The following is a 13,998-nucleotide window of genomic DNA, read 5'->3' on the forward strand; positions in this document are numbered from 1 at the left end:
CGCAACGCCGCGCCCGCGCGGGATGCGCCGAACTCGTGCTACCTGACGAAACGGGATCGCACCCCAATGGGCGCGGTCCCGTTCGTGTGTCGGGAGGGCTTACGCCGCCTCGGGCACGCGCATCGCTTCGGCCGCGATCGCGATGCTGCGCTTGCGGGCGTCGTGGTCGTAGATGCTGCTGGTCAGCATCACCTCGTCCACGCCCGTGCGCTTCACGAAAGCAGCGATGCCAGCGGCCACGTCATCCCGGTCCCCGATCGCGCTGCAGGACAGCACCTGGTCCAGGATGGCAGCATGGGCGCGCGGCAAGGTGTCGCGGTAGCCGGCGACCGGCGGCTTCATCTTGCCGGGGTTGCCAGTGCGAAGGGCAACAAACTGCTGCTGCTGGGAGCTTGCAAGCAGCTCCGCTTCCTCACGGCTGTCGGCGGCAAAGACGTTGAAGCCCGCCATGGCATAAGGCCGATCCAGCTGCGCCGAGGGGCGGAAGTCGCGGCGGTAAATTTCCATCGCCTGATCGAGAGCATCGGGCGCGAAATGCGAGGCGAAGGCATAGGGCAGGCCAAGCATCGCGGCGAGCTGCGCCCCGTAAAGCGAAGAGCCGAGGATCCACATCTCTGGCTTGGCGCCCGCGCCCGGCGTGGCGACAATGCCGGTACGCCCATCGTTGGCAAGATAGCTTTGCAGCTCCACCACATCGTTCGGGAACGCGTTGGGGTCGCTGTCGAGCGTCCGGCGGATCGCGCGCGCCACTCGCTGGTCGCTGCCCGGCGCGCGGCCGAGGCCAAGGTCGATACGGCCTGGGAACAACGCGTCGAGCGTGCCGAACTGTTCGGCGATCTGAATCGGCGCATGGTTGGGAAGCATGATCCCGCCGGCGCCCACCCGGATCGTCCGCGTTGCGGCGGCGACATGGGCGATCACGACTGCGGTGGCGGCAGAGGCGATGCCTTCCATGCCATGATGTTCGGCGACCCAATAACGGTTGAAACCGTGCGCCTCGGCATGGGCGGCGAGGTCTGCCGCATTGGCGAGCGCGCCGGCGACGGTGCCGCCTTCGACGACGGGGACGAGATCGAGCAGCGAATATTTGGTCATGGAAGGGATGTGGGCGGAAGGGTTGTGCTTCGCAACCGTCCTACGCTTCGCCGCCCCCAAGCTCGGCTATCCCCGCTACCGCAGGGCCGCGGAGCGCCCATTTTCGCCTTGGGATGGGCAAAGGAGGATATGCTTGCCGAACCGCGCTCCCCTTCGTAACGGATGCGCCATGCTGCCAGGTCTAGCCCATGTCCGCGCCTGGATCTTCGATCTCGATAATACGCTCTATCCGTCGAGTGCGGATCTCTTTGCGCGCATCGACGTGAAGATGACGGACTACATTGCTCGCTTGCTCGGCGTTGATCGCGTGGAGGCGCGCCGCATCCAGAAGGCCTATTTCCTCGGCCACGGCACGACGCTGGCCGGGCTGATGGCGGAGCATCACGTCGATCCCGCCGATTTCCTTGCCTTCGTCCACGATATCGAAATGGACGTGCTGGAGGAGAATGTCCCGCTGGCCGCGGCCGTTGCCAAGCTGCCGGGGCGAAAGGTGGTCTTCACCAACGGCGACGCGCCTTACGCAACGCGCGTGCTTGAACGACTTGGCCTGGGCGAATCGTTCGAGGCGATCCACGATATTCACGCCATGGATCTGGCGCCGAAGCCCGCACCGTCGGCCTATGAGGGTCTGTGCGCTACTCTGTCCATTGATCCGACCACCGCGCTGTTCGCCGACGATATGGCGCGCAATCTCGCGCCGGCGAAGGCGATCGGAATGACCACCGTCTGGGTCGATAACGGCTCCGAACAGGCCAGCGATCCCGATCGCAGCTTCATCGACTATACGACGCACGATCTGACCACGTGGCTTCAGGGGATATTGGAATCGGCATGAGCGATCTGGAAGCAATCATCGACACGGCCTGGGAAGATCGTGCGGAGATCGGGCTCGGCACGGCTGGCGAGGTGCGGATCGCCGTTGACCGTGCGCTGGCCCTGCTCGATTCCGGCGCGGCACGGGTGGCGGAGCCGGACGGCAACGGCGGCTGGCGCGTCAATCAGTGGCTGAAAAAGGCGGTGCTCCTGTCGTTCCGGCTCAACGACAATGCGCTGATCGACAATGGCCCGGGCGCGGGCCACTGGTTCGACAAGGTGCCGTCCAAATTCTCCGGTTGGAGCGAGGCGGAGTTCCGCGCTGCCGGTTTCCGTGCCGTTCCCGGCAGTGTCGCACGCCGCGGAGCGTTCATCGGCAAGGGCGCAATCCTGATGCCCAGCTTCGTCAACATCGGCGCCTATGTCGGTGAGGGGACGATGGTCGACACCTGGGCGACGGTCGGAAGCTGCGCGCAGATCGGCAAGAATGTGCATCTGTCCGGCGGCGTCGGCATCGGCGGCGTGCTGGAGCCGCTCCAGGCCGATCCTGTCATCATCGGTGATGGCGCCTTTATCGGTGCCCGCTCGGAAGTTGCCGAAGGCGTGCGGGTCGGCGAGGGCGCCGTGCTTTCGATGGGCGTGTATCTGGGCGCATCGACAAAGATCATCGACCGCGCCACCGGTGAGACGTTCATGGGCGAGGTGCCACCCTATGCCGTGGTCGTGCCCGGCTCCACTGGCGGCGGCAATCTTGGCCTGTACTGCGCGGTGATCGTGAAGCGGGTGGACGAGCGCACCCGCTCAAAGACCAGCATCAACGAGCTGCTTCGCGACTGATCCGGCGTGCGATCGAAGCCGGACCTCCGTGTCCGGCTCGTTCGCTTACCTCCCGCAATTCCTTGCATCGGGCCATCGCGCCGCGACCGGCCGCGCGGATCCGATCCGGTTCTTTTCGCAACGGCGCGCTGGCAACCCTTTCCCTCGATGAACACGATGTTGTGTCAGGTTCATGCAACCCGCGTCAGTAGCGCACGTTACGGTCGCGTACCTGTTTCATGACGTCCGTAAGTTCAGAGGGAGTGTAAAATGCGTAAGATGATGCTGGCGCTCGGCGCCACCGCCATGGTTCTGCCCAGCGTGGTTGTCACCACGACCGACGCCGATGCGCAGCGCCGCTACAGCTATCGCGAATGGAAGGGCAAGGACGGTCGCTGGCGTTGCCGCAAGCCCGATGGCACCACTGGCCTGATCGTCGGCGGCGTTGCCGGCGCGCTGCTGGGCCGCACCATCGATACCCGGGGCGATCGTACGCTCGGCACCCTGGGCGGCGCCGCGGTGGGTGCGCTTGCCGGCCGCGAAGTGGAGCGCAGCACGAGCAACCGCCGCTGCCGTTGATCGCCCCAATCACCATCTTTGATGACGAGGCGCGACCCTAAGCGGTCGCGCCTCGCGCGCGTGAGGAGAATAGGCATGCCGACACGCAGTGGCTCGGCCCGGTACGAAGGGCTCGGCAAAGAGGGCAAGGGCTGGATCTCGACCCAATCGGGCGTCCTGGCCGATCAACGCTATGGCTTTGGCACCCGGTTCGAAAATGAGCCTGGCACCAATCCGGAGGAGTTGATCGCCGCTGCTCATGCCAGCTGCTTCACCATGGCGCTCAGCTTCGCACTCGCAGGCGCCGGCTATAACGACGGAACGCTAGAAACCAGCGCGAAGGTCACGGTTGAAAAGGATGGTGAAGGATTCACCATCACCAAATCGGCGTTGGACCTGCGCGCCAAAGTTCCGGGTATCTCGGACAGCGAGTTCGAGAGGATTGCGGCAGACGCCAAGAAGAATTGCCCGGTTTCCAAAGTATTGAATGCGGAAATCACTCTTTCGCATACCTTGGAACAGTGACTTTCACGCAGATGAACGAGATGTAGTTTTTCGTTCACGCAACTTCCCAGGTGTTTTGCAGGTTGTTGCGGCATAATCAGCGAGGAGTTGTTCCATGCGTATCATTATTGCCGCTGCGATTGCCGCGACCACGGTCACCGCGCTCCCGGTGCAGGCGCAGGCCGGCCGCGAGTATCGCGAAGATATCCGTGATGCCCGTCGCGAGTATCGCGAGGACTTGCGCCGCGCCGATTCTCGCCGTGACGTGCGTCAGGCGCAGCGGGAATATCGCCGCGACGTGCGCGATGCCCGGAACGACTGGCGTCGTGATCGCCAGCAGTGGAGCAGGTTCGATTACAACCGCATGCCCCCGGGCCAGCGTGCTTACTACGCCGACAATTTCTATCGCGACGGCCGCTACTATCAGCAGCGCCGCCTCAGCCGGAACGACCGCATCTATCGCGGCTATAACGGCCGCTATTACTGCCGCCGCTCTGACGGCACCACCGGCCTGATTATCGGTGGCATCGGCGGCGGCGTCCTAGGCAGCCTGCTGGCCAATGGCGGCTCCAACACGCTGGGTGCCCTGATCGGTGCGGGTGCCGGTGCGCTGCTCGGTAACTCGGTCGATCGTGGCCAGGTGGTTTGCCGCTAAGTCTTTCTGCCGGATGTAACGGCGCGTACCATGGGCCCGGTGAGCGATCACCGGGCCCTTCGGCCGTTAGGAAGTTCGATCCGGAGTTTGATGTGGCAAAGGTTGCAGGCGTGGTCGGCGCCATCCTCGCTGGCGGCGCGGCCAGTCGCTTCGGGTCTGACAAGGCCCTGGCCTTGTTCGACGGGGCGCCGCTGATCGACCATGTCGCCGCGGCGCTGGGGAGCGAAAGCGAGGCGCTGATTGTGGTCGGCCGGCAGCACGGCTCGCTGGTCAGCGTCGCGGATCATCCCGCGCCGGGGCTTGGCCCCCTCGGCGCGATCGCCGGCGCGCTGCGATGGGCGCAGGCCAACGGTTATGCCTCGGTCCTCAGCGCGCCTTGCGACGCGCCGCTGCTGCCGGCCAATCTGGTGGAATCGCTCGCGGGTGAAGGGCCGGCCTATGTCGCTGGCCTCCCGGTGCTGGGGTGGTGGCCGGTGGCCTTGGCCGACCATATCGATGCATGGCTTGCATCCGGACAGCCACGGGCCGTGCGCCGCTGGGCGGCTGCGGCGGGCGCACGCAGTGTCGCACTCGGGGTCGTGCCCGCCAATGTGAACACGCAAGAGGATCTGGCGGCGCTCCGCCGCTGACTTGCGCGATCCCTCGGCTTGGAAGGTCAGACGATCCAGCGCCAGATGCCCGCCGGCCAACCCGCCAGCGGCATATGCGCCCAGGTCGCGGCGAGCCATACGACAAACCCGCCCGCCAGCGCGTGCATGCCAATCTTGCCGACCCGCGCCCGCCCGGCGGCGACGGCGGCGAACGGCCAGTAGCTGGTGCGCCGCTCCCACTCGCGCCAGAATTCAGGCTGCAGCACTTCCTTCTTTCGGTCCTGCAGATGGGCACCGAGCAGCGCGAGCACCATGATCGAGAGCGCCAGCACGATGTTGGACGGATCGGGAAAGACCAGGATGTGGACGAAGCCCCAGATGGCAAAGCCCCACATCATCGGATGGCGCGTAATCGCGAAGACGCCCTTCGCCTCCGGCACGCTTCCCGCTGCGGCTTGCGGCAGGGCAGGGTTGCGGACCAGCGATCCCATGAACAGGATCGCACCCGCCAGCATCAGCACCGTCCCGATGGCCCATAGCACGTCGCCCACCGGCCAGAGGGGCGGGGCGGGCGGGGCGGCGCGATAGGCAAGCGCCAGCCAGCCGAGCGTAACCGCGGCGACGAGACTGTAGAGCCCCAGGAAGCCCTTCTCGCCAATGGCCCGCACCAGCGGCCTTCGGAGCGGATGAGACAATAGGAAGTGGGTGCCTACGAACGCCAACGCTGCCGCCACGACATTGCCCATCCTGCCTCTCCCGCCCCTATGAAATTCCGTCACGATCTCCTTGCCGTCGCCCCGCCCGGAACTGGGGCGACGGATTGATTGGCTCGCGGGCGCGGTGTCAGCGCCGCGTTTCCCCGCTGGTGTTCATGCCGGCCGCCTTCGGCTCGGCCAACTCCGCTTCGCCGGCCATGGCATGGTCGACGTCCCGCAACGTATCGAGATGCATCCAGCGGCGCACCAGCGGGCTCAGGGCCAGGACCACCGCGGCGATGCCGATCGTCCACCAGCCGATGGTCGAATAGATCGCGAGCGTGCCTTCCTTGGTCATCTCGCCGCTCTCGCCGCCGGTCGCCTCACCGATCTTGCCTGCGACGAAGTTGCCGACGGCCGTCATGTAGAACCACGCGCCCATGATCAGGCTGGCGAGGTGCTTCGGCGCCAGTCGGTTCATCGCGCTGAGGCCTACCGGGGAAAGGCAGAGCTCACCCGTGGTCTGTAGGAAATAGATGGCGAACACGAAGAACACCGGCGTTGCCACTGCCAGGCCGACGCTTTGCGCACCCCACACGAACACAAGGAAGGAAAGGCCGACCTGCGCCAGGGCGAGGCCGAACTTTGCCGGTGCCGACGGTTCCAGGCCGCGCTTGCCCAGAAACACCCACAAAGCGGCGAAGATCGGGCCGAGCAGCACGATGTAGATCGGGTTGATCGACTGGAACAGCGATGCCGGAACGCCGCCGCGATCGACGAAGCGATCGGTGTACAGGTTCAGGCTGCCGCCCGCCTGTTCGAACAGACCCCAGAATACCGGATTCAGCGCGATCAGGAACAGCACCGCGAACATCCGGTCGCGCGCGTGCGGCTCCAGCTTGAAGCTTTCAAACAGGACATAGCCGAGCATCGCCACGCCAGAGATGATCAGCAGCGTCTGGATAACGTCCTGATACTGCACCAGCGCCCAGATCACCGCGACCGAGGCGAGGCCGATGCCGTACAGCGACCACTCCGTGCGTGCCGTCAGCGGACGAGGCGCCTCGCCCTTGCCCAGCAGCAGCGGCTTGCCCAGGATGAACACCACCAGGCCCAGCAGCATGCCAACGCCGGCCGCGCCGAAGCCATAGGCCCAGCCATAAGTCTCGCCCAGCCAGCCGGCCATGATCGTGCCGATCGCCGCGCCGGTGTTAATGCCGATGTAAAAGATGGTGTAGGCGCCGTCGCGGCGTGTGTCGGTGAGCGGGTAGAGCTGCCCCACGATCACCGAGATATTGGCCTTCAGGAAGCCGGTGCCGACGATGATGAACGCGAGCGCCAGCCAGAAGATGTTGATCGCCGCAGAACCTTGTCCACCGTCGCCTTCCACCGCCATCAGCAGGTGGCCCAGCGTCAGCATCACCGCGCCGAACGTCACTGCCTTGCGCTGGCCCAGATAGCGGTCGGCCAGATAGCCGCCCAGCACCGGGGTGATGTACACCAGGCTCGTATAGGCGCCGTAGATCAGGTTCGACTTGCCGTCATCGAACAGCCAGTGCTTGGTCAGGTAGAAGATCAGCAGCGCGCGCATGCCGTAGTAGGAGAAACGTTCCCACATTTCGGCAAAGAACAGGACGTAAAGTCCCTTGGGATGGCCAAGAAATTCCGGGCCTTTCTTGACGACGCCGGCGACACCGCCGGCCAACAGGATCGCAAGGAAGCCGAATGCGATCGACGGAATGATGGGCAAGAATACGCTCCCCGATGATACGATGTTGGGGGAACGGGGCCCCCTTGACGGGCGAGCCTAGCGCGCAAATTCCCAAGACCAAAGCAGTTGTTGCGATTGCAACGAGATGCTCGGGCCGCAGCGCAGCGCGCTTCTTGCCTTACCGGCCGCGGAACAGCCCGCCCAGAACGCCGCGAACGATCGATCCCATCAGCCCGCCGCTCGCCTTTCCCCGGCCGGAGCCGAACACCTGCTTGCCGAGCTCATTCGCCACCTGCCGCCCGATCGAGGAGCCGGCAGCGCGCGTGGCCGAGGCGATCGCCTGGTTCCAGGGGGAGTTCGCCTGCTCCCGCTCGGCAGTGCGGGCGGCCTTGGCACTTGCTTTGTCGCGCGCGTCCGCGGCCTTGTCGCTGGTTGCTTGCGTTCTTTCTTCGACTGCCGCTGCGGCCCGGGCAGCCAGTCGTTCCTCGGCAGATTCCCGATCCACCACCGCGTCGTATTTGGTGCCGACCGCGTCGGTCATGACGAGGACGCGCCGCTCGTCCGCCGAAAGCGGTCCAACCCGGCTTGCGGGTGGGCGGACCAGGCACCGCGCCACCGGCGACGGTGCTCCGTCGGGCTGCAGCAGCGACACCAGCGCCTCACCGATCTTCAATTCGGTGATGGCGGCGGCAACATCCAGGCCGGGGCTGGCGCGGAACGTGGTGGCTGCGCTTCGCACCGCCGCCTGATCGCGTGGCGTGAAGGCGTTGAGCTTGTGCTGGATGCGGTTGTTGAGCTGGCCGGCGACTTCGTCAGGGATGTCGATCGGGTTCTGCGTGATGAAGTAGACGCCGACGCCCTTGGAGCGGATCAGGCGCACGACCTGCTCGATCTTGTCGACCAATGCCTTTGGCGCATCATCGAACAGCAAGTGTGCCTCGTCGAAGAAGAAGCACAGCGTCGGGCGCTCCGGATCGCCGATTTCCGGCAAGGTTTCGAACAGCTCCGAAAGCAGCCACAGCAGGAAGGTGGCATACAGCTTCGGCGCCGCCATCAGCCGATCCGCGGCCAGGATGTTCACGACCCCGCGCCCGCGATCGTCGGTGCGCAGGAAATCGGCGAGGTCCAGCGCCGGCTCCCCGAAGAAGCGCTCGCCGCCCTGGCTACGCAATTGCATCAGCGCGCGCTGAATGGCGCCGATCGACTGCTTGGACACGTTGCCATAGGTGCTGGTGAGTTCGCTCGCCCGCTCCGCGCAATGCGCCAGCATCGCCTGCAGATCGTCCAGATCCAGCAGGAGCAGCCCGTCCTGGTCGGCGACATGGAAGGCGATCGTCAGAACGCCTTCCTGCACTTCGTTCAGGCCGAGCAGCCGGGCGAGCATCAGGGGGCCCATCTCCGATATCGTCGTGCGGATCGGGTGGCCCTGCTCTGCGTACAAGTCCCAGAACTGAACCGGCGCCTCGGCATAATGCCAGTCCGGCAGGCCGACGATGCTCGCGCGGTCGGAAAAGGCGGCATGAGTTTTGGCGAGGGGGGAGCCAGGCATGGCAAGGCCGGCGAGATCACCCTTCACATCCGCGACGAAGCAGGGAACGCCGGCCACGGAAAAATTCTCGATGATGCCCTGAACCGTCACGGTCTTGCCGGTGCCGGTTGCCCCGGCGATCAGCCCGTGGCGGTTGGCCAGCCGAAGATTCAGGTGCTGCGGATTGGCCCCGCTTTCGTCCGCGCCGATGAAGATAGTATCGCTCACGTCACCCTCCGCTTCTGCGGCTTGTTCCTAATCTTCGAACCGCGGCGAAGTCGAGCGGCGTGCGGCTTGCCGTGCGCCCTAAAAGGAAAGGGCCCCGCACCGCCGTGCGAGGCCCCTGATCCCTCGGGTTCGCTGTCGCGCTTACTTGAGCTTGACCGCAATGAAGACGGCCGGGTTGCGACCGCGCACCACTGACAGAAGCACCTGCGGGCGCCCTGCGGCCTTGGCAGCCTGCACCCCGCGGGCCACGTCCGCTGCCGTACGGGTCGGTACCGAGTTCACGGAAACGATCACGTCGCCGCGGCGCAGCTTCTGGCCAGCGTCGCTTGTCGCATCGACGCCGCTGACAACAACGCCCTGAACCGTGGAGTCGACACCCACCTGGCGTGCGATCGCCGGGGTGAGTGGCTGAACGGTCAGGCCGATCCCGTTGGCGCCGCCCGATGCCGGCGCATCCGCGCCGTTTTCGTCGGAGAAGCTGTCGTCGGTGCCAAGCTGCTGGGCAAGCTGCTCTTCGGCCGGACGAACGGTGGTGGTGACGGTAACCGTCGTCGGCCGCCCGTCGCGGATCACGTCCAGTCGCGCCTGCTGGCCCGGCGGCACGTTGGCCACCAGATAGGACAGCGTGGTGTCCGGCGTAACGGCAGTGCCGTTAACGCGAGTCACGACGTCGCCCGCCCGCAGGCCAGCCTTGGCCGCCGGCCCGCCGGGCTCGGCACGGGCGATGATCTCGCCCGAATCCTTCGGCAGGTTCAGCGCAGCGGCGATGTCATCGGTCAGCCGCTGGATGCTGACGCCGATATAGCCACGCTGGACCGGCTTGCCCTTCATCAGCGTGTCGATGATCGGCTTGGCGTCCTCCGCCGGAATGGCGAAGCCGATGCCGATGTTGCCGCCCGACTGCGAGAAGATCTGGCTGTTGATGCCGATCACTTCGCCATTCAGGTTGAACATCGGGCCGCCCGAATTGCCCTGGTTGATCGACGCATCGGTCTGGATGAACCGGTCGTTGGCGCCGCCCTGGCCTGTCACGCGGTGAACCGCGGACACGATGCCGGCCGTCACGGTACCGCCAAGGCCGAAGGGATTGCCGATGGCGACCACCCAGTCACCAACGCGCGCCCGCGCCGAATCGCCGAAGCGCACATAGGGCAGCGGCCCCGGCGCATCGATCTTCAGCAGCGCGAGGTCGGACGCGGCGTCGCGGCCGACCAGCTTCGCGACATATTCCTTGCGATCCGGCAGGGTGACGCGGATTGCCTCAACCGTTGCGCGGTTCGTGCCCGGTGCCACCACGTGGTTGTTGGTGACGACATAGCCGTCGGGCGAAATGATGAAGCCGGAACCCAGCGACTGCGCCTCGCGGGTAATCGGCGCGCCATTCTGGCCACGACCGCCACCGAACTGCCCGAACAGGTCGGCGAAGGGTGTGCCAGCGAAGGGGTTGGCCGGCTGTGCCACCGTAACCTTCTGGTCGGTGGAGATGTTGACCACGGCCGGCTGCAGCTTCGCGACCATGTCGGCGAAGCTCATCGGGGCACCGACGCGCGGCGCACTGGCCTGGATCGATCCCGGCTCGTTCTGCGCGCTCTGCGCGGTTGCCGGATTCTGCATCGCGAGCGAGGCGGCGGTGCCGCCGAGGAGTAAGGCACCAGTGAGGGCGTAAGCGTAACGCACGATCGTCATGTTCCTCTCGTTTGGCCGATTCCGGCCTAACCGTTGGATTTTGCCGTCCAGTCGATGAACGGCATTTGAATGTTCAACGAACCCGCCGCTTTCCCGTTGCGGTCCTATCGACCATTGAATTCCTTCAGATAGGCGTTGTCACGGCTCATGATAATGCTGGTCGATCCTTCCGGACGCGGGCCGCCATCAACGCCGAACGTATGCCGGTACGACTGCATGGCGCGATAGAAATCGTAGAAGCTCGCATCCTTGCTGAACGATTCGGCATAGATGCGCGCGGCCGTCGCGTCGGCGTCCGCGCGAACGATCTGCGCCTGCTTCTGGCCTTGGGCGCGGATGGTGTTCGCTTCCTGCTGCCGCGCCGTGCGCATGCGCTGAAGCGCGCTGTCCAACGGGCTGCCATCGGGCAGGTCCGCGTGCTTGATGCGCACGTCGACGATGGTAGCGCCATATTGCTTGGCATCACGCTGCAGCGAGGCCTGGATCGCATCCATCACCTTGCCGCGTTCCGGGCTCAGCAGGACGGAGAACGGCACCTTGCCCAGTTCGTTGCGAAGCGCAGTGCCAAGCAGCGGGCGAAGCTGATCGGCCACCCGCTCCTCGGTATTCGAGGTGCTGCCAGTGGAGGTCACGGCGCGCAGCGGATCCACGATGCGGAAGCGTGCAAAGGCGTCCACGTTCAGGCGCAACTGATCGGTCGACAGCACCAGCGTGTTGTCGAGGTCGGCGTCCAGCACGCGCTTGTCGACCCAGACGATCTTGTCGATGAACGGGATGCGCGCGATCAGGCCAGCGCCGGTTGCGCCGATTTGCTGACCAGGCTGATACTGGTTCACCGGCTGGCCCACCGGGTTGTTCAGCCGCAGCACGACCGCCTGCTTGGTTTCCGGCACGATCGCGAAGGTCGCGGCCGCTAGGATCACGGCGCCCAGCGCCGCAAAGCCAATCGCGACGGGATTGCGGGTGACAGCGCTCATCGTGCGCCTCCCTGCGGCTGGGCAACCTCGACCTGCGGCTCCTGCAGCTTGCGCGCACGGTCCAGCGGCAGCAGCGGGGCAACGCCCGGCGTTTCAACGATGGTCTTGTCGGTCTTGGCCAGCACGGCCTCCATGGTCTCGTAATACATGCGGCGACGCGTCACTTCAGGCGCCAGGCGATACTGTTCATATACCTTGTCGAAGGACGCGGCCTCACCCTGCGCCCGGGCGATCACCTGCTGCGAATAGCTGCGCGCGTTGTTGAGGTTGGCCACTGCCTCCTGCTGGGCGGCGGTGACGGCGTTGAAATCGTCGATCAGGCTGGCCGGGGCCGCGGCCTGGCGGATCGAGACGCCCTGAACGCGGACGCCAGCGCGGTAATCGTTCAGGATCTGCTGCATCATCTGAGCGACGCGCGCCTCGATGTCGGTCCGGCCGGCGCCGATCGCCTGGTTCAGCGTGGTCGTCGCCAGCACGGCGCGCATCGCGCTCTCGGCCGTCGCGCGCACCGTCTCCACCGGGTCCTTGATCTCGAACACGAAGTCGCTCGGATTGTCGACGCGCCAGCGCACCGTGTAGGCGAGGTCGATGATGTTCTGATCCCCGGTCAGCACGTTTTCGCTGCCGTCGCGCGGGAATTCATCCACTCGCACAGCCTCGACGTCCACCTTCTGCACGGCAACGAGCGGCGCCGGCAGCGTCAGGCGGATGCCAGGTTCCAGCATGCCGGAGTAACGGCCAAGGAACGTCACGACCCCGCGCTGCTGCGGCCCGATCTGGTGCAGCGATGTGAAGATCAGCCACACGGCCACGATCAGCGCAAGGCCGATCAGCCACAGGCTGCGCGGGTTCGCGCCCAGCGGCAACTGTGGCCCGCCGCCACCGCCGGAGCCACCGCCCCGCGCCTTCTTCAGGAACTCGTCGAGGGCGGTCGGCTTGGGCGTTCCCTTGCGGCCGCCGGGTGGCACTGCCCACGGGTTTCGCGGCGTACCGCCATTGTCGTCACCACCGCCGCCCCAGGGCCCGTTGGAGGAGTCGTTCGTCAGGATCGAAGGTCGGCGCAGCCATTGTGGCAGGATGGTCATGTCAGTCTTTATAGGTGTCCTTCCTCCGAAAAACAGTGCCCAGCGGCGGCGAAGGGCGTAACGACTTGTTGCCATGGACGAGAATGACGTGAAGCAGGCGGTTGCCGCCGTTGCGGGCGCGCGCGCCACCGTAAGGATCGAAGGCGAGCGTGTCGGGGTGGTGCTTGATGCCACGGGATTGGACGCCAAGGCGCGCGACGCGATGGAAGCGGCCGTCCGCATGGCCGCGGGCCCCAACGCGCGCGTGGTCGTCACCGCGGAGCGCGCCAACCGGAAGCTCATTGCCGTGGCGAGCGGAAAGGGCGGGGTCGGAAAATCCACGCTCGCGGCGAACCTCGCCATCGCGCTTCGCCAGCAGGGACGAAGGGTCGGGTTGGTGGATGCCGACATCTACGGTCCGTCTCAGCCGCGCCTGATGGCGGCGGAAGGCCAGCGGCCGGAGGCGAAGGACAAGGTGCTGCTGCCCGTCTCCACCCCTTATGGCGTACCGATGCTGTCGATGGGGCAGCTGATCGAGCCGGGCAAGGCGATCGCCTGGCGCGGGCCAATGGCGGCTGGCGCCCTGGGTCAGCTTGTCGAGGCGGACTGGGGCGCGGCCGACACGCTGGTGCTGGATCTGCCGCCGGGCACCGGCGACGTGCAGTTGACCATGATCCAGAAATATCGGCCTGCCGGGGCAGTGATCGTTTCCACGCCGCAGGATCTCGCGCTGATCGACGCGACCCGAGCGATCGACCTGTTCAACAAGGCTGGCGTGCCGATCATCGGACTGGTCGAAAACATGGCTGGCTATGTCTGTCCGCATTGCGGCGAAACATCCGACCCGTTCGGGCAAGGCGGCGCTGAAGCAGCGGCGCGGGAACTGGGCGTGCCGTTTCTCGGGCGCGTGCCGCTCACCATTGCCATCCGCACCGCGTCCGACGCTGGGCGTCCGCCCGCCGCTGAACCGGGCGATACCGTGTTCGCCCCACTCGCCGGTGCGGTCGCGTCCTGGCTGGAAACCGGCGGAGGCGGCGCGCGTTAGCAATGGACCGGTCGTGCCGCATGCATTGGGGCT

The 13,998-nt window shown here is 65.9% G+C and carries 14 protein-coding genes; 7 read left to right on the top strand and 7 right to left on the bottom strand.

Annotation, left to right across the window (positions count from 1 at the left end; translation table 11 throughout):
* Nucleotides 1-99 precede the first annotated feature (99 nt).
* Nucleotides 100-1,095 carry an LLM class flavin-dependent oxidoreductase gene (locus LQ954_RS00720; RefSeq protein ID WP_231021434.1) on the bottom strand — a complete coding sequence of 332 codons (996 nt, stop codon included), beginning with the start codon at nt 1,093-1,095 and terminating at the stop codon, nt 100-102.
* Nucleotides 1,096-1,264: 169 nt separating this feature from the next.
* Here LQ954_RS00720 and LQ954_RS00725 point away from each other — a divergent pair, with 169 nt between their 5' ends.
* From LQ954_RS00725 to mobA, 6 genes are all read left to right on the top strand, one after another.
* The gene (locus LQ954_RS00725) at nt 1,265-1,930 is read left to right on the top strand and encodes a pyrimidine 5'-nucleotidase (RefSeq protein WP_227771235.1); all 666 of its coding nucleotides are present in this window, start codon (nt 1,265-1,267) and stop codon (nt 1,928-1,930) included.
* Entirely contained in the window at nt 1,927-2,745 is an 819-nt protein-coding gene (gene dapD / locus LQ954_RS00730) for a 2,3,4,5-tetrahydropyridine-2,6-dicarboxylate N-succinyltransferase (protein WP_227771236.1), read from the top strand. The genes LQ954_RS00725 and dapD overlap by 4 nt, the downstream gene beginning before the upstream one ends.
* Nucleotides 2,746-2,994: 249 nt before the next feature.
* Entirely contained in the window at nt 2,995-3,303 is a 309-nt protein-coding gene (locus tag LQ954_RS00735) for a glycine zipper 2TM domain-containing protein (RefSeq protein ID WP_227771237.1), read from the top strand.
* Nucleotides 3,304-3,378: 75 nt separating this feature from the next.
* Entirely contained in the window at nt 3,379-3,807 is a 429-nt protein-coding gene (locus tag LQ954_RS00740; protein WP_227771238.1) for an OsmC family protein, read from the top strand.
* Nucleotides 3,808-3,901: 94 nt separating this feature from the next.
* Nucleotides 3,902-4,441 (top strand): glycine zipper 2TM domain-containing protein, encoded by a 540-nt coding sequence (locus LQ954_RS00745; RefSeq protein ID WP_227771239.1) that lies wholly within the window; start codon nt 3,902-3,904, stop codon nt 4,439-4,441.
* 92 nt (nt 4,442-4,533) lie between these two features.
* Nucleotides 4,534-5,070, top strand: coding sequence for a molybdenum cofactor guanylyltransferase (gene mobA / locus LQ954_RS00750; RefSeq protein ID WP_231021435.1), 537 nt, complete (start codon nt 4,534-4,536; stop codon nt 5,068-5,070).
* Nucleotides 5,071-5,096: 26 nt separating this feature from the next.
* Here the strand turns inward: mobA and LQ954_RS00755 are convergent, their stop codons facing one another.
* From LQ954_RS00755 to hflK, 6 genes are all read right to left on the bottom strand, one after another.
* Nucleotides 5,097-5,777 carry an NnrU family protein gene (locus LQ954_RS00755; protein ID WP_231021438.1) on the bottom strand — a complete coding sequence of 227 codons (681 nt, stop codon included), beginning with the start codon at nt 5,775-5,777 and terminating at the stop codon, nt 5,097-5,099.
* 97 nt (nt 5,778-5,874) lie between these two features.
* The gene (locus LQ954_RS00760) at nt 5,875-7,476 is read right to left on the bottom strand and encodes a peptide MFS transporter (protein ID WP_443026593.1); all 1,602 of its coding nucleotides are present in this window, start codon (nt 7,474-7,476) and stop codon (nt 5,875-5,877) included.
* 139 nt (nt 7,477-7,615) lie between these two features.
* Nucleotides 7,616-9,193, bottom strand: coding sequence for a helicase HerA-like domain-containing protein (locus LQ954_RS00765; protein ID WP_231021439.1), 1,578 nt, complete (start codon nt 9,191-9,193; stop codon nt 7,616-7,618).
* A 141-nt stretch (nt 9,194-9,334) separates the two neighbouring features.
* Nucleotides 9,335-10,870, bottom strand: coding sequence for a Do family serine endopeptidase (locus LQ954_RS00770; RefSeq protein ID WP_231022686.1), 1,536 nt, complete (start codon nt 10,868-10,870; stop codon nt 9,335-9,337).
* A gap of 113 nt (nt 10,871-10,983) precedes the next feature.
* The gene (hflC, locus tag LQ954_RS00775) at nt 10,984-11,856 is read right to left on the bottom strand and encodes a protease modulator HflC (protein WP_227771243.1); all 873 of its coding nucleotides are present in this window, start codon (nt 11,854-11,856) and stop codon (nt 10,984-10,986) included.
* Nucleotides 11,853-12,941 (bottom strand): protease modulator HflK, encoded by a 1,089-nt coding sequence (gene hflK / locus LQ954_RS00780; protein ID WP_227771244.1) that lies wholly within the window; start codon nt 12,939-12,941, stop codon nt 11,853-11,855. The genes hflC and hflK overlap by 4 nt, the downstream gene beginning before the upstream one ends.
* 73 nt (nt 12,942-13,014) lie before the next feature.
* Here hflK and LQ954_RS00785 point away from each other — a divergent pair, with 73 nt between their 5' ends.
* Entirely contained in the window at nt 13,015-13,965 is a 951-nt protein-coding gene (locus tag LQ954_RS00785; RefSeq protein WP_321576545.1) for an Mrp/NBP35 family ATP-binding protein, read from the top strand.
* The last annotated feature ends 33 nt before the right edge of the window (nt 13,966-13,998 follow it).

Origin of the sequence: Sphingomonas sp. IC-11, from assembly GCF_021043365.1 — a bacterium.
In the GTDB taxonomy this organism is placed as follows: Bacteria; Pseudomonadota; Alphaproteobacteria; order Sphingomonadales; family Sphingomonadaceae; genus Sphingomonas.

Coding starts and splice junctions, on each gene's coding strand:
- LQ954_RS00755 (WP_231021438.1), bottom strand. CDS start 5,777: ATGGGCAATGTCGTGGCGGCAGCGTTGGCGTTCGTAGGCACCCACTTC.
- dapD (WP_227771236.1), top strand. CDS start 1,927: ATGAGCGATCTGGAAGCAATCATCGACACGGCCTGGGAAGATCGTGCG.
- hflK (WP_227771244.1), bottom strand. CDS start 12,941: ATGACCATCCTGCCACAATGGCTGCGCCGACCTTCGATCCTGACGAAC.
- LQ954_RS00725 (WP_227771235.1), top strand. CDS start 1,265: ATGCTGCCAGGTCTAGCCCATGTCCGCGCCTGGATCTTCGATCTCGAT.
- LQ954_RS00735 (WP_227771237.1), top strand. CDS start 2,995: ATGCGTAAGATGATGCTGGCGCTCGGCGCCACCGCCATGGTTCTGCCC.
- hflC (WP_227771243.1), bottom strand. CDS start 11,856: ATGAGCGCTGTCACCCGCAATCCCGTCGCGATTGGCTTTGCGGCGCTG.
- LQ954_RS00740 (WP_227771238.1), top strand. CDS start 3,379: ATGCCGACACGCAGTGGCTCGGCCCGGTACGAAGGGCTCGGCAAAGAG.
- LQ954_RS00745 (WP_227771239.1), top strand. CDS start 3,902: ATGCGTATCATTATTGCCGCTGCGATTGCCGCGACCACGGTCACCGCG.
- LQ954_RS00720 (WP_231021434.1), bottom strand. CDS start 1,095: ATGACCAAATATTCGCTGCTCGATCTCGTCCCCGTCGTCGAAGGCGGC.
- LQ954_RS00785 (WP_321576545.1), top strand. CDS start 13,015: ATGGACGAGAATGACGTGAAGCAGGCGGTTGCCGCCGTTGCGGGCGCG.